Source organism: Abyssibacter sp. (assembly GCF_964229365.1).
GTDB lineage: Bacteria > Pseudomonadota > Gammaproteobacteria > Nevskiales > OUC007 > Abyssibacter.
This window is the reverse complement of the sequence record NZ_CAXRDQ010000064.1, coordinates 21,623-39,608: the sequence shown is the minus strand read 5'-3', so window position 1 is coordinate 39,608 and position 17,986 is coordinate 21,623. Positions and strand designations below refer to the sequence as shown.

At 58.8% G+C, this 17,986-nt stretch carries 18 protein-coding genes and 1 pseudogene; 11 read left to right on the top strand and 8 right to left on the bottom strand.

The window, feature by feature from the left end; genetic code table 11:
- Window positions 1–31 precede the first annotated feature (31 nt).
- Together merA and ACE1EY_RS10570 are read right to left on the bottom strand one after the other, a co-directional pair.
- Window positions 32–1,635: pseudogene (gene merA, locus ACE1EY_RS10575) on the bottom strand (mercury(II) reductase).
- Window positions 1,636–1,762: 127 nt separating this feature from the next.
- The gene (locus tag ACE1EY_RS10570) at window positions 1,763–2,122 is read right to left on the bottom strand and encodes a mercuric transporter MerT family protein (protein WP_291512546.1); all 360 of its coding nucleotides are present in this window, start codon (window positions 2,120–2,122) and stop codon (window positions 1,763–1,765) included.
- Window positions 2,123–2,205: 83 nt separating this feature from the next.
- Between ACE1EY_RS10570 and ACE1EY_RS10565 the strand changes: the two genes are divergently transcribed.
- Complete coding sequence (locus ACE1EY_RS10565; protein ID WP_291512547.1) at window positions 2,206–2,670, top strand: MerR family transcriptional regulator; 465 nt, start codon at window positions 2,206–2,208, stop codon at window positions 2,668–2,670.
- A gap of 226 nt (window positions 2,671–2,896) precedes the next feature.
- Here ACE1EY_RS10565 and ACE1EY_RS10560 read toward each other — a convergent pair whose 3' ends face one another.
- Genes ACE1EY_RS10560 through ACE1EY_RS10545 form a run of 4 tightly spaced genes read right to left on the bottom strand, consistent with a single transcriptional unit; the run spans window position 2,897 to window position 7,554 of the window.
- Complete coding sequence (locus ACE1EY_RS10560; protein WP_291512548.1) at window positions 2,897–4,201, bottom strand: HAMP domain-containing sensor histidine kinase; 1,305 nt, start codon at window positions 4,199–4,201, stop codon at window positions 2,897–2,899.
- The gene (locus ACE1EY_RS10555) at window positions 4,198–4,887 is read right to left on the bottom strand and encodes a response regulator transcription factor (RefSeq protein WP_291512549.1); all 690 of its coding nucleotides are present in this window, start codon (window positions 4,885–4,887) and stop codon (window positions 4,198–4,200) included. The genes ACE1EY_RS10560 and ACE1EY_RS10555 overlap by 4 nt, the downstream gene beginning before the upstream one ends.
- A 25-nt stretch (window positions 4,888–4,912) precedes the next feature.
- A complete protein-coding gene (locus tag ACE1EY_RS10550; RefSeq protein WP_291512550.1) occupies window positions 4,913–5,584 on the bottom strand; it encodes a phosphatase PAP2 family protein in 672 nt (223 codons plus the stop codon).
- On the bottom strand, window positions 5,581–7,554 hold the full coding sequence (locus ACE1EY_RS10545) for an LTA synthase family protein (RefSeq protein WP_291512551.1): 1,974 nt from the start codon (window positions 7,552–7,554) through the stop codon (window positions 5,581–5,583). The genes ACE1EY_RS10550 and ACE1EY_RS10545 overlap by 4 nt, the downstream gene beginning before the upstream one ends.
- Window positions 7,555–8,079: 525 nt before the next feature.
- Here ACE1EY_RS10545 and ACE1EY_RS10540 point away from each other — a divergent pair.
- The 10 genes from ACE1EY_RS10540 to ACE1EY_RS10495 all read left to right on the top strand — a co-directional run bounded on the left by ACE1EY_RS10540 (window position 8,080) and on the right by ACE1EY_RS10495 (window position 16,146).
- Window positions 8,080–8,805 (top strand): glutaredoxin, encoded by a 726-nt coding sequence (locus ACE1EY_RS10540; protein ID WP_291512552.1) that lies wholly within the window; start codon window positions 8,080–8,082, stop codon window positions 8,803–8,805.
- Between the two features lie 33 nt (window positions 8,806–8,838).
- Window positions 8,839–9,333, top strand: a complete 495-nt coding sequence (locus ACE1EY_RS10535) for a nuclear transport factor 2 family protein (protein WP_291512553.1) — start codon at window positions 8,839–8,841, stop codon at window positions 9,331–9,333.
- Window positions 9,333–10,043 (top strand): PepSY domain-containing protein, encoded by a 711-nt coding sequence (locus ACE1EY_RS10530; RefSeq protein WP_291512554.1) that lies wholly within the window; start codon window positions 9,333–9,335, stop codon window positions 10,041–10,043. Before ACE1EY_RS10535 ends, ACE1EY_RS10530 begins: the two co-directional genes overlap by 1 nt.
- Window positions 10,044–10,162: 119 nt before the next feature.
- Window positions 10,163–10,549: a hypothetical protein gene (locus ACE1EY_RS10525; protein WP_291512555.1), complete on the top strand. Its 387-nt coding sequence runs from the start codon at window positions 10,163–10,165 to the stop codon at window positions 10,547–10,549.
- A 116-nt stretch (window positions 10,550–10,665) separates the two neighbouring features.
- Window positions 10,666–12,618: a copper resistance system multicopper oxidase gene (locus tag ACE1EY_RS10520; protein WP_109720364.1), complete on the top strand. Its 1,953-nt coding sequence runs from the start codon at window positions 10,666–10,668 to the stop codon at window positions 12,616–12,618.
- Window positions 12,618–13,373 (top strand): copper resistance protein B, encoded by a 756-nt coding sequence (locus ACE1EY_RS10515; RefSeq protein WP_373928075.1) that lies wholly within the window; start codon window positions 12,618–12,620, stop codon window positions 13,371–13,373. The genes ACE1EY_RS10520 and ACE1EY_RS10515 overlap by 1 nt, the downstream gene beginning before the upstream one ends.
- Window positions 13,374–13,462: 89 nt before the next feature.
- Window positions 13,463–13,705: a hypothetical protein gene (locus ACE1EY_RS10510; RefSeq protein ID WP_370300152.1), complete on the top strand. Its 243-nt coding sequence runs from the start codon at window positions 13,463–13,465 to the stop codon at window positions 13,703–13,705.
- A gap of 394 nt (window positions 13,706–14,099) precedes the next feature.
- Entirely contained in the window at window positions 14,100–15,230 is a 1,131-nt protein-coding gene (locus tag ACE1EY_RS10505) for a c-type cytochrome (RefSeq protein WP_370300151.1), read from the top strand.
- The gene (locus ACE1EY_RS10500) at window positions 15,230–15,667 is read left to right on the top strand and encodes a heavy metal-responsive transcriptional regulator (RefSeq protein WP_370300150.1); all 438 of its coding nucleotides are present in this window, start codon (window positions 15,230–15,232) and stop codon (window positions 15,665–15,667) included. The genes ACE1EY_RS10505 and ACE1EY_RS10500 overlap by 1 nt, the downstream gene beginning before the upstream one ends.
- Before the next feature lie 92 nt (window positions 15,668–15,759).
- Window positions 15,760–16,146 carry a DUF411 domain-containing protein gene (locus ACE1EY_RS10495; RefSeq protein WP_370300149.1) on the top strand — a complete coding sequence of 129 codons (387 nt, stop codon included), beginning with the start codon at window positions 15,760–15,762 and terminating at the stop codon, window positions 16,144–16,146.
- Between the two features lie 67 nt (window positions 16,147–16,213).
- Here the strand turns inward: ACE1EY_RS10495 and ACE1EY_RS10490 are convergent, their stop codons facing one another.
- Both ACE1EY_RS10490 and ACE1EY_RS10485 read right to left on the bottom strand, forming a co-directional pair.
- Complete coding sequence (locus tag ACE1EY_RS10490; RefSeq protein WP_370300148.1) at window positions 16,214–16,903, bottom strand: ceramidase domain-containing protein; 690 nt, start codon at window positions 16,901–16,903, stop codon at window positions 16,214–16,216.
- Between the two features lie 169 nt (window positions 16,904–17,072).
- Entirely contained in the window at window positions 17,073–17,954 is an 882-nt protein-coding gene (locus ACE1EY_RS10485) for a cation diffusion facilitator family transporter (protein WP_370300147.1), read from the bottom strand.
- Window positions 17,955–17,986: the final 32 nt, after the last annotated feature.

The window sequence follows — 17,986 nt, the reverse complement described above, 5'->3', positions numbered from 1 at the left end:
ACAGAGATTTGATCGCAACTGGTGGGCTGTGTCATCCCGCGCAACACGACAATTGCGATACATCACGCTGAAACGTCTGCGCGCACAGCTTGATGGCCTCGGCGTACACGAGATAAGGAAACAACATCCCGGCGAGCTGTTCCACGGTCAGCCGCTGGCTGATCGCCAAGGCCGCGATCTGAATGATCTCGCCCGCCTCCGGTGCCAGTATCTGCGCCCCGATCAGCACGCGGGATTCAGCGTCGATCACCAGCTTGATGAAACCGCGCTCATCAAAGTTGGCCAGTGCCCGTGGCACCTGATCCATTTCAAGCCTGCGGGAATCCACCTCAAGGCCTTGCTGCTCGGCCTGGGTTTCGCTCAAACCCACCGTGGCCACCTGCGGGTCGGTGAAGATCACCGCCGGCATCGCCGACAGATCGAGTGTGGATGCAATGCCGTGCATGGCGTCTGCCGCGCGCGTGCCGCCGGCGGCTGCCACATAGACGAACTGCGGCAGCGTGGTGCAATCACCCGTGGCGTAGATGTCCGGTGCTGAAGTTCGCAGGCGTTCATCGACCAGAATCGCGCCGGTGCGGTCGCTTTCCACTCCGGCCGCGCCCAGGCGCAATACTTCTGTGTTGGGCCGCCGCCCCGTTGCGATCAGTAAACGCTCCGCGACCAAGGCCTCATCACCGACATTGACGGTAAACAATGCGCCGTCATGCGCAATCGAAGATGCCGTGGTATCCAGGCACACGTCGATGCCTTCGCCGCGCAAGTACGCACATAATCCGTCGCCCAGCGCCGGGTCTTCGGAGGACAACAAGCGGCTGCGTACCAGCATGGTCACCTGGCTGCCCAGGCGGGCAAACGCCTGGGCCTGCTCGACAGCGACCACGGAGCCACCAATCACGATCAGTCGCGGTGGGCACTCGCCGCTGCGCATGGCCTGCGTCGAGGTCCAGAACGGCGTGCCCGGCAGGCCCTTGATGCTCGGAATGGCCGGGGACGCGCCACTGGCAATCAGAATCCGGTCAGGCGCAATGTGTTGATCACCGTGGTCCGTTCGCACAGTGAGCGATTTTGGTCCATCAAACCAGGCTTCTCCGCGAAGCAAGGTGATGGCGTCTTGCTCATCGATGATGCGCTGGTACTTGCTCTGACGCAGTTCGGCCACGCGTCGCTCGCGTTGCTGCATCAATCGCAGCGGGTCAATGTCGGCCTCGGCCGTGTTCAGTCCCTCGAACGGCACGTGGCGTCTGTCGTGCGCAAGCTGCGCGGTGCGAATCATGATCTTGGAGGGCACGCAGCCCACGTTGACGCAGGTGCCGCCGATGACTTCGCCGCGTTCGACCATCGTCACTCGTGCACCCAGTTCGGCAGCACGGATGGCACACGCAAAGGCACCCGAGCCACTCCCGATGATGGCGATATGCAGTGTTTCTGATGTCGCGTCAGTCATTGATCGCCCTGCACCATTGTCGCTGGATAGCCATTTGCCGCGCTTGCAGCGGCGATGGCCTGCGGATCGGCGAGCGTATCGTCATACGTCACGATGGCTCGGCGCTGCTTGTAAGACACCTCCACGTCCTGCACGCCCTCGACACTATTCATCGATTGTTTGACGATGTATCGACAGCCTGCACAGGTCATCTTGTCGATGTCGAAGGTGGCGACAGCCTCTGCTGCATTCGCTCCAAACGGCAGCAAGGCGGCAAGCAGAATCGTGCTCATACTGAGTTTCTTGGTCATCATCGTGATCTCCGGGTAATGGCTGTCTTCACGCGTCCAGCAGCGGTGCCAGCCACGGGAATGCCAGCGCCAGCAGTGTCAATGCGGTTGCGATCATCAAGATGGATTTGAGCAGCCATCCAGGCTGACGCTCGGCACAGTCCTCGGACGCACAGACCTTGGGCGCCCGAAACCAGACCTGGTGGTGACCCAGCGCCAGCAGAATCAGTGTCGCACCGAGGAAATACGGCTGGTATGGCGCTAGCACGCCCAACTGCCCCAGCCATGCACCGCCCAACCCCAGGCTAAAGAACAACAGCGGCAGAATGCAGCAACTGGACGCGGCGATTGCGCCGACCAGGCTGCCTGTCGTGAGCCAAGTTGATTTTCGGTATGTGGGCGTTTGCATCGCAGTCTTGATTGGGGAACCTGCGGGCTACGATGCAGTCTGTAACCGTTACAAGGTCAAGCCCTCGCAATCAAGCAACCACGATGTCAGCAACTAACGCGATCACCATAGGAGACGCTGCCCGACGCAGCGGCATCTCGCCAGAGTCCATTCGGCATTACGAGCGAATCGGCCTGCTACCCAGCCCCGTGCGTGGTGACAATGGCTATCGCTACTTCTCTCAGGAAACGCTTGATCGGCTGGCGACTATCCGGGCCTGGCGAGACATCGGCATGTCGCTGGACGAGATTCGCGAGCTGAGCACCGCCACTGATGGCGAAGAGATGCGGTGCGGGACCGTGCAGCGCCAGTTGCTGGCACATGCGGGTGAGGTTCGCAGCAGAATTCAGTCGCTAAAGGCGCTGGAGTCCCGGCTCAGGCGCTTGGCGTCGGAGTGTGATCCGAGCCGTGATGAGTGCCCGGTTGTTCGTCAGATGGGCCGCTCGTCACCGTCGCCACTCGGCGGCGACGGCTGGACCGTTAAGCGCTTGTGTAATGGGCGTCGATAGCGCCTGGCGCGCTGGCGTATGCCACTAAGAAAATACGGGGCAATCCGCTCGGCCACGCCGGAGTCCTGTTCGCGCTCCTGGCAAGGAACGAGACGAGACTCGTGCCCATTCCACTCGAACCACGAGTGGCGCCGTCCAAAGGCGCGAGAAGGCCCGGCCCCAAAGATGTTCGCGAAAATTGATCAGTTTTACTGGCTGACATCCTGGAATTCCCAGACTCTCGTTGTCAGGCACTTTTAGTAGAGCCGTCGGAGGCACTGAAGCTCACACACACCCGAGTGCCACCAGTGTCTGTGAGATCAAACTCCATGATCCACCCAAACTGCCGGCAAATCTCGGCGGCGATATACAGCCCGAAGCCTTGGCCATCGTGTCCCACGTTCGCACCGCGGGCATGTGGCTCCATTAACTGTTGTGCATTGTCGATATCGAGCCCACATCCGGTATCGGATATCTTCAGCGTCCCGCCTGTGAGGGCAATGTCGATCTGGCCGTTGTGTGTGTACTTGATGGCGTTGCCAAGCAGGTTGCGTATGAGAATCCCGAGTAGCTGCTCATCTGTCATGATGGTTAAAGGTTCAACGGCTTCTATCGTCAGTCGAATGTCTTTCGCGCCGATCAACGACGCGGCTTCGTCCGATTGACTTTGCAGTACGTCATGCACTGGCACTGGCGGGAAGGCGTCCGTTGCGGCAGTTGCCAAACGTGATAACAACATCAATGCGTCAATGCTGCCGGACATTCTCTCCACGGCATCCTTGATGCGTTGCAAGGTTTTTGCGTTGGCGGCGTCGTTTTTCTCACGCTCGAGCATGACATCCACAGCGCCACCGACGATGGCGAGCGGCGTGCGCAGTTCATGGCTCGCCATTGCCGACAAATGCTGTTCGCGGCGCACGAACGCATCCATCTCCGCCAAGTAACTATTCAAGGTTTGGGTTATTCCGGACAGCGCTCGGTCCGAGCTGTCGGGCTCCAACCGCATCCCACGCTCAGATGGTGTGAGCTGACTGACTGAGTTGGCGAGATCATTCAGTGGCCGGATCATTGACCGGGCCATGCGCTGTGACATGTACGCCGCCAGCAGCGTCAAAAGGGCTGCGCATGCCAGAACGGCGTACATGAAGTTCGCCTCGCTGACCTCGATAGCGGTGACATCGGTCGCTACAAACACAGAGCCACCGGATACATCCCGCCGGCTGACTTCGTAGATGCGTCCGTCGTGCGCAACGTCTTCAAGTTGATTCTCGATGCCTTGCCGTATCCAATCCGGAACGCTGGTGTAATTCGGCTCACCGTGTGGAACAAAGTAGGCGCGGTAGGCATCTTCGATGATGGACACAGTGCTGCCCATTTCCCGGCCCTGCGCGGCGACGTACGCCACCTGACCGTTGATCGCCGTGTCCATGATGGTCTTTTCCAGCTGTTCATTGAAAAAGATGGCAACGCCACCCAATCCGAACGCGATCAGCGCACTGACCGCTATCAGCCCCCATGACACACGCGACTGAATGGACGATGTTCTGGTCACTGGCGGGACTCTGCGATTAATTGATAACCGTAGCGATGAATCGTGCGCAGCATTTTATGTTTGGCACCTTCGTCAATCGCCTTACGGATGGCGTGCACATGGGTTCGCAAGGTGTCGGATTCGGGTGGTGAGTCGCCCCAAACCGCAAACTCCAGGTCGGCGCGCGTCACAGCATTGGGGTAAGCCCGCATCAACACCTCAAGGACGCGCTCGGATGTGCGGTTCAACTGCACAGGCTGCCCATCAATCGAAATTCGGCGTTGACCCAAATCGAAGTTCAGCGCGCCAACCTGCAAGGTGTTTAATGCCGGCATGTTGCGCGCGATCAAAGCTTGCAAGCGGGCCTCCAGTTCCGGCAAATCAAAGGGCTTGACCAAGTAGTCGTCGGCGCCAGCGCCAAAGCCTTCCAGTTTGTCCGACAACTGATCGCGTGCGGTAAGCATCAGCACCGGAACACGTTTGTCAGCGTCCTGGCGCATGCGGCGACAAATCTCCAGACCAGTGACTTTGGGCAGCATGACATCCAGCACGATGACGTCGTAGTCGTGACTGACAGCCAAGTGCAGGCCGGTGATGCCATCGGGCGCGTGATCCAGCACATAGCCCTTGGGCTCCAGATACTCGAAGAGGTTCTCCGCGAGTTGCGGGTTGTCCTCCACAATCAGCAGCTTGCATCCAGTTGTCATGGCCCACTCGCTGGGGATCGGTCAGCTACCAACGATAGCCGATCGACAAGCCTGGCACCGCATCTCCGGCATGCGGAATGATCGTCGGGGACAAGCGCAATCGTCCCGGCCCGACCTCATGGGGGTCCCCCATGAAGTAGTTGCTCGCAATGCCTATAGCAGCCCCGGCCAGCACGTCGGACCAATAGTGGTTATTGGAGTGCACCCGCGACCAGCCCACGTAACTCGCGGCCAGGTAAGCCGGCGCGCCTGCCTTCCAGCCGTAATGCTTGTTGATAAATGCGGCGCCGGTGAATGACAGTGCCGTGTGACCCGATGGGAATGACTGGCCGGCCCCGTTGGGGCGCTCGGCATCAATGGCGTATTTCAAGCCGTATGTCGCAACATAGGCGCGGCCTACTGCGGTGATCAACTCACCGCGCCGCGACCCCGGGATGACATTGCTCAGCAGCGAAAGCTCGCCGGACTGTAGCGCCGGGTTGTTTTGGTAGATGCCGTCTGCCAATCCGATGTTGGTGTCTCTCGGCGCGGAGTCGCCGAAGAAGAACGTGAAGCCCAACGCCGTCAGGGGAATTGCGAACTGCAGCAAGTCGCCACTGGTTTCTACCGTTTCGTCGAAGCTGCTGGGCACCGATGCCGCGACTGAGCAATATCCAGCGAGCAGCACGGTCATGAAACGCTTGATCGAAACGTTCAATTAGCCGTTCCAATCATTGCCGGGATGGCACCGGTGCTCTCGATCGGGCCGTACTTCTTCGTCGTGTAGGCATGCTGTGCCCACGTGGCATGCGCCAGCGCTCGCTTGGTCAGCAGCGGGTTGTCGGGGGCTGGAATCAAGGTCGTGCCAGTCCAGCGCCAAGTGGTCGGGGCCAAGTCCGGCCGAAGCACAACCAGTTCGTGGTCTTCCATGAACGCCTGGTTGTCGCGAAACTGCATGATCGCCCGCCCCGCGTCATATGACTCGGTCAAATCGCGCCCAACCATCGGGTGGACCGATGGCACGCCGAGCATCGACAAGGCTGTCACGGGCAAATCCAACTGGCTGGCAACCTGTGTTTGGATTTTGGCTGGAACTGGGCCGCCCAAGAACAACGCTGGAATCCGGAAGCGCTCAACGGGAACCAGACTATCCCCATAGACGCGGGAGTTGTGGTCAGCGACGACAAGAAACAGTGTGTCGTCCCAATAGTCTGCTGACTGTGCCTTTTCGAAGAACTGACCCAGTGCCCAGTCTGCGTACTTGACGGCATTCTCTACGCGGCCGGCTGGTTCAGCGAAATGCTCAATACGGCCTTCCGGGTAGTCGAACGGTTCGTGGTTGGTTGAAGTGAACGCAAAAATAAACTGCGGCTGTTCGGATTGAGGCTCCGCGAGCATGTCGTGTACACGGTCCAGCAGATACTCGTCCGCAACACCCCAGGTAGAGCGATACAAGTTGCTATCGAAATTGCGCTCCTCGGTGACATGCTGAAAACCGTTGTTGGACAGGAAGCGGCGCATGTTGTCGAAATTTGCGTCTCCGCCGTACACGAAGTGTGTCTGCCAGCCTGCAACGCCCAGTGTTCTGGCGATGGTGTAGAAGCCCTGCTGAGCGCCGGGTAGCTTGACAACACTGCGGGCCGGACTGGGCAGAAAACCAGTGGTGACGGCTTCGATACCGCGCACCGAGCGTGTGCCGGTGGCAAACATGTTTTCAAACCACCACCCTTGTCCGGCCAGCGCGTCAAGGCTTGGTGTCACTGGCAGGCCACCCAAACTGCCGACAAATTCTGCGCCAAGGCTTTCTTCCAGGATCAGTACGAAGTTCTTGTAACGACGTTCGGAGGCGACAGTTTGCCGGTGGTGGGTGGATGCTTGTTTGGTAAAGTCTTCTGTCTGAATGTGCTGCATATCGGCCTTGACGATTGCCAAGGCATGCTCGGGCGTCATGTCACCGTATTGCGTGTCGAGACCCTCTTCATTCTTGAGGGCATAGATCGCATACCCGATTGAATACAGGGAGTTCAGGGCGATGTCGTTCAGGGTCTGACTGGATGTCACCGCAGCACTTGCGGGATTCAGTGCTCGATGGCCGGTGGTGCCGCGTGCAAAGGCAAGGCACAAAACGAGCACCGGCAGAAACCAGGCGATCGTCGCAGGCGAGTGTGGAGACGTTCTGGCGGTCAACTGGCGCATCTGCCAGAACACGCCGACGATGGCGGTGATGACCAAGGCGCTCCCACCGAGCACAATGGCTGCTCTGGAAGCCAGCAACATCGACAACACCTCCCGAGCATTTTCGAGGTACTCGAAAAACAAGCGGTTGGGCCGAACGCCATACTCAGCCATGAAGTCTGGCGTGGCGATTTCCAGCATCAGCGCCAGCCCCGCAATTGCAGCGACGTAGGTAGCAATGAAATGCCGCCATACTCTCCATGTGGGCCGATGATGCAGCAGCGCAGTTGCAATAACGGCCGGCGCAATCATGATGGCTGCGGTCTGCAGGTCCATTCTCAGGCCCCACCACATCAGTTGATTCAACTCCGAGGTGCTGCCGATCAATTCAGCATGAATCACCAGCAGCCAGATTCGAAACAATGTCCAGCCCCCGACAAATAGCAAGGCCGTGGTTAACAGCATCAGATATGGCTGAAACTTGAAGGTCGATTGTGCGTTTGTCTGGCTCATGCCCCCCATGCTGCCGGGGGGCGTGTACAACGCATGTTGGGGAGATGTTCAGAAGTTGTTTTTAAGTGGGCTCGGTCGTGCCGGTGTGCCTGCCCTTATATTGCGGTCTTGGATGCAGACATTCAGCGCAACACCCCGTGTTCAAATTTCGGCGCTGTTGCTGACCGAAATGCTGGGTGTCTTGCTGCGTGTTCGACGGCCATTGAACTATCCCCCTTCACTGGCATGCGAGTGAAGCAGGGCAAATTTTGATGTTGGTTCAGCCATCGCGCGCTAGAGCACATCTGCGATGTGCGACTGTTCGCTGGCGCTCCATAGCACCTTTGGGCTCCATGCATGCTTGGCTGCTGTTGGCCTCTTGACCCCGTAGCACGCTAAAGACGTAGCATGTTGCAACTAGTCCGCCGTTGGCCGTGTAGTTCAATCAAGTTTGTGAATGCCAACAGCGTTTAGACGATTTATTGCGAGGGTGTCATCTGCGTGTCGACAACATCAAGCAAGCAAGCCCGCCTCTTCCGAATGGTCATGCCGGACCATCTGTGTCCTTACGGGCTGAAATCGAAATGGCTACTGGAACGACAGGGCTATTCAGTTGAGGACAACCACCTGAAGACGCGTGAGCAGACAGAGGCGTTCAAGGAAAAGTACGGGGTGGAGACCACTCCTCAAACATTCATTGACGGCGAACGCGTTGGTGGCTACGACGATCTGCGGGCTCGATTCACTGGGTTCGAAAAAGACAGCGACGACAAGTCATACACCCCTGTCCTGATGATCTTCGCTGTGAGTGCGCTTTCCGCAATGGCAGTCGCCTGGTTTGCCGAATCGCAACTGTTTTCCTTGCGAACGGTGGAGCTTTTTGCGGCGTTTGCCATGACCGGCTTGGCGCTCCAAAAGCTACAGGATGTCGAGAGTTTCTCGACGATGTTCCTGAACTACGATCTCCTGGCGCAACGCCGAGTGGGCTATGGCTATCTCTACCCTTACGCCGAGGCCGCTGCCGGGCTACTGATGATAGCGGGAGGCGTGGCAGGATTGATCGCAGCGCCTGTTGCACTATTCATTGGCACAATCGGCGCCACCTCCGTTGTCAAGGCGGTGTACATCGACAAGCGTGAATTGAAGTGCGCCTGCGTTGGTGGCAATTCGAATGTGCCGCTTGGGTTTGTGTCGTTGACAGAGAACCTGGTCATGATCGTGATGGGCCTGTGGATGCCGATCAAGTTCGGGCTCAGCGCCGGCTGGTTTTGACCATGGGCGCGCAAATGATGAAGGAGAGTTAATGTGATCAAGCAAACAAAGGCCGTTGTGCTCGCACTCGTGGCAGCAGCCTTCGCATCTGCGCCGGCTTCAGCCGACGACCGTCAGTCATTGGTTCAAATCATCACTGCCATTGAGGCCGGATGGGAATCGGGCGATGGCAGTCCGTTCCTGAACCATTTTCTCGATTTCCCCGGTGCGCGTTACATCGAGTCGGGTGGCCAGAACGAAGGACTCGACGATCTGGTGACGCACCACGTGGAGCCGGAAAAAGACGCGCTGGAGTACCTGAAGCTCGACATCAGCAAGATCGAAACCCACATTGAGGGCGACTTTGCCTGGGCGATTACCGACGTACGTGTGCAGGCCAAAATCCGAGATGGCGGGCGCGAGATTGACAGGGCGGGCTACGGCACGTGGTTGTTCCGGCGCCTGGACGGCCAATGGAAAGTGATTCACACCCACTCGTCGTCGCGCGCACCGCGTAAGTCAAACCCTGATCACACCCACAAGCACTGATGCTCTGGCGTCGCCGTGTCCGCCAAGTCCATCGATGGCTCGGCCTGCTGATCGCAATCCAATTGACGCTGTGGGTGGCCGGCGGATTCACCATGGCGTTTCTCGACCTCGATGCCGTCCGCGGGGCGCACCGAGTTGCGAACGCAGCGACAGTAGATTTGCGCGCCGCGGGTCCCGTCAGGCCCCCTGGCGACCTCTTGGCGGGATTTGGCAAGACCGTTACCGACTTGCGACTGACCCACTGGCTGGGTCAGCCTGTTTATCGGGTTGAAACCAGCAATGAATCGTACCTGATAGATGCACGTACCGGCGCCCGGTTAGATCCAATCGAATCCACGCAAGCCTTAGCTGTCGCGCAAGCAGACTACGCCGGCGATGCATCAGGTGCGGTGGTGCGCTTGGTGGACACCCCGCACTACGAGACACGTGGGCGTGAGCTGCCCCTGTGGCAGATCGCAGTCAACGATGATCTAGGGACACGAATTTATGTGTCGCCGCAGACCGGTGAAGTGGTAGCCCGCCGCAACAATTTATGGCGCATCTTCGACTTCGTCTGGATGTTGCACATCATGGACTATGACGACCGCGACGACTTCAATCATCCACTACTGCTGATCACAGCCGGCACAGCGCTGCTGTTCGTGATCAGCGGGCTGTGGATGCTGGTCTTCGCGTTTCGCCGAAAATCACGGGGCTCTCGAACGGCGTGAGCGCTTTGTCGCTTCGCTCGTTGGCATGTCGCGGCAACGGAGCCAGCCCTTGTGATCGCTATGGCAGCGCAAGATCTACCGCTTGACCCTGGACCAAACTACAAGGTCATACTGAGCCTATGCGCAACTGGATCATTGTCATTTTGACGGTAAGCTTTGTGCTTGGGCCGATAGCCCAAGCCGCAGCTGCATGTTGCGCACAGCACACCGGCGGTCACTCTGCCGAGATGGAGCTTGCACCGGACAATCACGCTGCTGAGCACTGTGGATCGCATGCCGGAGATGAAATGGTCTCCGGAAGCGAAGCCGAGCAGTTGTTCGGCGTCCACTTGGACGGCACCCCGTGCAGCGACATGTCGTCGTGCACCACCGGAGTGATGGCGACCGGAGTTGGCGAAATTGCAGCCGTTCCATTGCAAATCACCGTATTCGCCAAATTTCCGGCTGTGATCGGGAAGCCCCTCGACCGTGCCGATGAACTGACTCACCCACCCAGTATCACCTGACGAAACACACGCCTCGCGAGGCGTGTAGAGACCGCTCGCGCTGACGTTTGGCGCAGCGGCTCCAAGCCCGACCGCTTTTCGGTCCGGGAATTGGTTATCAGTCAGGAGATACACGCATGAGTCAACCCAACACCCCGGCGACGTTGTTGCAACGTCGTGAATTTCTACAAGGCGCATTAGGTGCTGGCGGCCTGCTCGCACTCAACAGCCTGCTGCCCGCCTACGCCGCAACGCAATTCGCCCCAGGGCTTGGCACGGTTACACCCCCCAACCGTCGTCATGCCGCCGACACCCTCATGGACATCGCAATTCGCGAACAACGGCTCGAGCTGGCCGGGCAGCGACCCAAGGCGATGACCCTGAACAACTCAATTCCGGGCCCCGTGGTCGAACTTTACGAGGGGCAACGGGCGTCACTGCGGGTCACCAACCATCTTGCCGAAGACAGCTCGATCCACTGGCACGGCATCTTGCTGCCGTTCGAGATGGACGGCGTTCCCGGCGTGACATTCCCCGGCATCAAACCGGGCGACACTTTCAATGCCGAATTCGATGTTCGTCAATACGGCACATATTGGTACCACAGCCACTCGGGCCTGCAGGAGCAGTTAGGCCTTTACGGACCCATGGTCGTCCACCCGGCCGAACCAGAACCCTGGGCCTATGACCGGGACTACGTGGTGATGTTGTCGGACTGGACATTCGAAGATCCGCATCGGGTTCTGGCGAACCTGAAGGGCATGGCCGATTACTACAACTTTCAGCAACGCACCAGCGAAGACTTTATTCGTGACGCACGCAAGGCGGGCACAGGCGCCGCCCTCGCAGACCGTGCGGCCTGGGGTGGTATGCGCATGATGGCAACAGATATCGCCGACATCACCGGCGAGACCTACACCTACCTGATGAACGGGCTGCACCCGGCCGGTAACTGGACGGGTTTATTCCGCCCTGGCGAACGCGTCCGCTTGCGCTTTATCAATGGCTCGGCAATGAGCTATTTCAATGTCCGAATCCCGGGGCTGCCCATGACGGTTATCCAGGCTGACGGACAAAACATTCAGCCCGTTGAGACCGACGAGTTCCAGATCGGCGTCGCCGAAACCTTCGATGTCATCGTCCAACCGCAAGAGGATGCCGCTTACACGGTGATGGCCGAGTCCATGGATCGCAGCGGTTATACACGCGGCACGCTGGCACCGCGCTTGGGCATGGAGGCAGCAGTGCCGCCGCTTAGAGAGCGACCCATGCGCACCATGGTCGATATGGGCATGGATATGTCCATGGGAGGCGGCCACGGCGGCATGAAGGGAATGCAGCACGGTGACATGCCCAAGATGAAAGGCATGGACCACCAGGGCATGTCCGGCATGCAGGGCAAAGACACAGCATCGGGGTCAGCTCATGCATCCATGGATCACAGCATGGATCCTTCTGCCGGCATGAAGACTGCGCCTGCCATTTCCGGCTTTGCGACGCTGGCGGCATCAATTCCCAATGGCCGGGATCAGCCGATCGAAAGCCGGATGGAGCGGGCTGGTCCAGTCGTCGCGCGACATGGCCCGGACACACATGGACCCGGCAACATCAGCGTGGCGACGGTCCAGCGCAACCGGCTGGGTGAGCCCGGTACCGGCTTGGAGGATGTCGATCATCGCGTGCTGACCTACGCCGACCTGCGAAACATTCAGCCCAACGCCGATACCCGGCCGGTCGATCGCGAGATCGAACTGCATCTCACCGGCAACATGGAACGTTACATGTGGTCTTTCGACGGCGACCGATTTCATGAAGTCGAAAGCACCGTTCGCTTCAACTACGGCGAGCGGCTACGTCTGATTCTCGTCAACGACACCATGATGGAGCACCCAATACACCTGCACGGGATGTTTATGGAGCTGGAGAACGGCCATGACGGGCGGCTGCCCCTCAAACACACACTGAGCGTCAAGGCGTCCGAGCGCGCGTCCTTGCTGATCACGGCGAACGAGCGCGGGCGTTGGGCCTTTCACTGCCATCTGCTGTACCACATGAAGATGGGCATGTTTCGCGTCGTGGAGGTGGTCTGATGCGTTACCTAATCACACTGCTTACCTGCCTCGCAGCCATCTCTGCTATCCCTGCCTATGGATCGGATGATGGCGTGAATCCGCGAACTGGTGCCCCGGCGTCCTGGCCTGAGCCTGTCAAGCGATCGCGTTTCTCCCAGTTTCTGATCGATCGACTGGAGGCCGGCTTCGCGGACGCCGAAGACACCAACGTCTGGGATGCCCAGGGCTGGTACGGCGGCGATGTGCACAAGGGCTGGCTCAAGACCGAAGGCGAAGGCGCCCAGGGCGAGCCATTGGAGTCAGCTGAACTGCAACTTGGCTACGGCAGAATGATCGGCCGGTTCTGGGATCTGCAAGTCGGTGTGCGACACGACTTTCGGCCAGACCCGGACCGGACGTTTCTCGCATTTGGTGTGCAGGGCCTGGCACCGTACTTTTTCGAAGTCGATGCCGCCAGCTTCATCAGTGATGACGGTGATGTTTCGCTGCGCATTGAAGCTGAGTACGAACTGCTGATCACGCAGCGCGTCATCCTGCAGCCTCGCTTCGAGTTGAACGCCGCCGTGCAGTCGGTTCCAGAGGCGGGCGTAGGCAGCGGCGTCAACACGACGGAGACGGGCCTGCGGCTGCGCTTCGAAATCAGCCGCAAGTTTGCGCCGTACCTCGGCTTCGAATGGACGCAACGCTATGGCGAGACGGCCGATTTTGCCCGTGAAGAACGAGCGCCAACCTCCGTGAATGCGCTGGTTGTGGGAGTTCGGGCGTGGTTTTGAATCGCGCCCTGCTTCACGCCGTTATGGCGTGTTTCGTTCTTGCGGCTGTTCCGGCAATCGCTCACCGGCCTGCGACGCCACTCCAGCCTATGCATGGCGGGGAGGTCGAACAGGTTGGGCAGACACGGGTCGAGCTCGTGCTGCAAGACGGGCTCGTACACGTTTACGCCAGAGACCTTCGGGATGACCCGGTGCAGCTACTGAGCGCTCAGCTCAAGGCCTGGACAGCCTCGGGCATGCAAGCGGTGCCGCTAAGGATCAGTTACGACACGCTGTCGGATCCGTTGACCCAGCCCTCGATAGCCAGCGCTACTTGGTCGAAATCCAGCTGAGTTTGGGGCAAGTCCACCGTCTCATTTTCACCAACCAGCAGAGTGACAACTAATGTCGCGCACAACTCATTACTTCCTATCCAGGTACTCAACATGACCAAAATGTTTCTGACTTGCGTAGCCCTCTTGGTCGCCAGCTCGGCAAATCCAGCATTTGCTGCAGGCCAACACGGCGGGGCGCACGACGCACATCGCGCTCAATCGGCGAAGGCTTCGGCACCCAGCCGCGAGGATTGCATGCAACACCGGCAGATGGACATGGGCGCCATGAACCAGCAGCAACACGCCGACCACATGGCGATGATGGCGGCCTGCGAGTCTTCGCATCCGGAATCTGCCGATAAGGGGAAGCACCAAGCCGACGGACATGATCACAACCATGGGGGGCACTGACATGAAAAGGTTTGTACTGGGTGCTGTAACTGCAATCATCGGCGTGGGCGTCATCGCGCTTGCGGTGCCCTTGACCGGCCTGTACAACGTCGCCGCTACTGAGCGTGATGTCGGCCCGGTTGCCTGGTTGCTGCACACGACGTATCACCAATCCGTGCAACGCCGCGCCCGCGACGTGGATGTTCCAGCGGACTACGCGTCCGATGCTTCGGTGCTCATTGGTGCCCGAAACTTCGATGCCATGTGCAGCACTTGCCACACCCCGCCCGGCTTGGGTGACACACCGGTAGCCACTGGGCTGAATCCCCAGCCGCCCGCCCTGCTGGACATTGCGGATCACAGCACGCCCGCAGAGCAGTTCTGGGTGATCGACAACGGCGTGCGCATGACCGGCATGCCGGCATTCGGCCCGACCCATGAATCTTCAGAGCTTTGGGGGTTGGTCGGATTCCTGCAAGCTATGAAAGGCGCGGACGCGACCACATACCGTTCGCTGGTGACGAGAGCAGGCAAAGTCTTGGATGCCGACGACGGGCATGACCACCGACATGGTCCGGGTGACGACAGCTCAGATGATGGTTCGGCAGCCGATGCGCCTGCGACCGATGGCGATGGCGATCACCCGCACAGCGACACAGACGACGGGCATGCGCATGATCATGGGTCGCCTCCGCCCACCCGCGAAACGCCGAAGGACGACCATTCCGACCATGATCACTCGCATGCTGAACCGACGAAGCCACTCGCAAGGAATGACGCCGAAGCACTGGCAAACGAGTTCTACGACGCATTGGCAGATGGCGATGAGGTTGCCGTGCGCAGGGTGCTCGCAGACCAGGTTCTGATCTTTGAATCGGGCGGCGTTGAGAGTTCAATGGACGAGTACGCCGGTCATCACATGCCCAGTGACATGGCATTTTTGCAACAAGCCAAGCGAGAGCCGCTATCTCGAAGTTCCGATATTCAAGATGACCGTGCGTGGGTGGCAACTCGATCCAGATTGACCGCGCAGCTGGGTGATCGGGCCATCGATGTGATCAGCACCGAGACGCTCGTTATGCATCGGGATGCCGAGCAGTGGCGCATAGCGCACGTGCATTGGTCATCTGGAAAAGCCAATGGTGAACACTGATGGACGGCTTGCAGATTGGACAAGCTGCATCCGAAACCGGAATCCCGGTCGAGACCATTAGATACTACGAGCGCGTCGGCCTTGTAACTCCGCACCGGAAAGGCTCGGGAAACTACCGACTGTTTGATGACGAAGTAATCAGCCGGCTCGTTTTTGTACGTAATGCCAAGGCATTGGGGTTCTCGTTGTCCCAAATCAGGAGTCTTCTCAAGGTTCAGGATGCGGACAACCGTGCAGAAATAAAATCGATAGCAGCATCACATCTAGTGGATGTCGAGAAGCGCATCGGCGCATTGATGGCAATAGGTAAGGCGTTGACTGATGCCGTCAATGAATGTGATGGAAAAGGTGGTATCGACGGGTGCCCCATCATTGAGGCCATTGTTGATTATGAGAATTGCGACCGAAGCGCCGCATTGGAGGAAGATCAGGCATGACGACTAGGAAAACTTCGATCTGGCGGACTATCTGCTTTTTGCTTGTTGGGCTACTAGCCGCTTGTTCCAAGCAAACGGACCCTGTCCAGCCCATGCCAAGCTTGGCCAAAGTCACCGTATACAAATCCCCGACCTGCGGTTGTTGCGAAGCATGGGTAGATCATTTGATCGAGAACGGATTCGAAGTGGCGGTTGTAGATGAACCACAAATGAACCCACTCAAAGGCTCTCTCGGAGTTCCGAACGATCTACGCTCGTGTCACACCGCGAAGGTTGACGGTTACATCATCGAAGGTCATGTGCCGGCAAGCGATATCCAACGCCTGCTGGTGGAGCGACCCGATGTCCAAGGACTAGCGGTTCCTAATATGCCGATTGGATCCCCGGGCATGGAGATGGGAACTCGCGTTGATCCATACCGCGTTATGGCGTTCTCTGCTGATTCGCGAACCGTATTTGCCGAACATGGACAGCACTGATTTCGCCGTGGAAATATATCTGATGAAGGCATCCAGAACTGGCGAATGCGGTAATGCGCGTGCCAATTCACGCCTCACCATGCGGTTTACCACGCGAGCCATCGACGAACTGGCGATAGAACTTGTAAGTAAGCAGCAGCGACAGCGCTGCAAGCACATGCCATGCGGAATGCCCGCTCAAGCCATGCCAGTTCGGGCGACACAACACAGGGACAGGGTCTAGGCTCCAGGCCAGCACGCCCAGCCCCGCCGCGCCCCATGCGAGCACGTAGTATTGATACCGCGTGTGTTGCCAGTCGCGAAACGCCAGCCGCAATTCGATGAGGCAGCACGGTGCGCCGAGCACATAAACCCAGATGGCGTACTTCGGGGCCATGTACGCCGCACTGAGTAGCGCCGTTGGCAACAACACTGCGGTGAGGACGAGTATCCAATGGCGTGGTTTTAGCCATCGACGCAGATTCAAGGCCGTCATCACCCCAGTAATGAAGTAAACACTGAGGTAGTCAAGATAACGCGCCCAGCCCAGCCCGGTTGCATGATAAGCGGTCGACCCGGCCGCGATGATGATGGCCAGCCAGCCAAACCAGTGAGCCAGACTGCCGTTTCGTTTAGACCTCAGTATCCATAAGCCTACGAACAAAAAGGCGAGATTGGTCAGCGTATTGCCCGGCTCAACTAGCCAAGCACACAGGTCTGCCTCACAGATACCCTGCAAGGCGTCCGTTTGCGGCCACGGGCATCTGGCGGCATTCATCAGGAGGACCAGGCACTCACTGGAGTCCAGCCTGCACGAACCAAAACGCATGAATCCGCGCACTTGCCGACCCCGCGAGGCTTTGTAAGCAAGCCAGCAAGTTCAAATCGGCCAAGCGCCATTCGAATCAAAGCTTGATGACGACGAATAGCTGACCAGGCCTCTTGGCTCAGTTGTGATCCTGGTCCGTGCATTCGAGTTCTGGCTGCAAGGTCGGGTGATTAATGCCGTACTCTGACTGCAATCGCATGGCTGCTGCCTCCAACGCAGGCTGCCAATCATCCAATGCCTGCATCTCCACATGTGCGGACAGCGCGCGGCTATGCGACGACACTTCCCAGACATGCAGATGGTGTACGCCTGTAATCGACGCATGACTGTCTTGAATCGCGCACTTGATTTCGTCCAGATCCAATCCCGGTGGCACGCCGGCCATCACGACGCGGAGCGTCTCGATCAACAGCTTGGTGGATGACACGAGGATCAAGATACAGATCACTACTGACAGGATCGGATCGATTGGCATCCAACCCGTCGCCAGCACGACGATGCCGGTGCCGACAGCGGCGACCGACCCCAGCAGGTCACCCATCACGTGCAACATTGCCCCGCGAGTGTTCAGTGTCTGTTCGCCACGGGACAGCAGCCAGGCGACGCCGATGTTCACCAGTAAGCCAAGCGTACCCACCAGCAATACCGTGCCGCCTTCAACCTCCGGCGTATCAATCAAGCGCTTGATTGCCGCATAGATGATGACTGCCACGATGGCGTACATGAAAATGACATTGAACAGCGCACCCAATACCTCGGTGCGCTGCCAGCCGTAACTCAGCCGCGCAGTGGGCGGGCGCTTGGCCGCCCAGGCCGCGAGCGCGCCGACCGCCAACGACAGACTGTCGGTCAGCATGTGGCCGGCATCGCCAATCAGCGCGAGCGAGTTGGCCAGCCAACCGGTGATCGCCTCGACGGCCGCGAAGCCGGTCGTGATGATTAGCGCCAGCAGCAAGGTCCTGGTGCTGGAGGTATGCGCATGGTCGTGATCGGCGCTCATGTCAGGTGTCTCGAGTCGGCCGCGACAGTTGA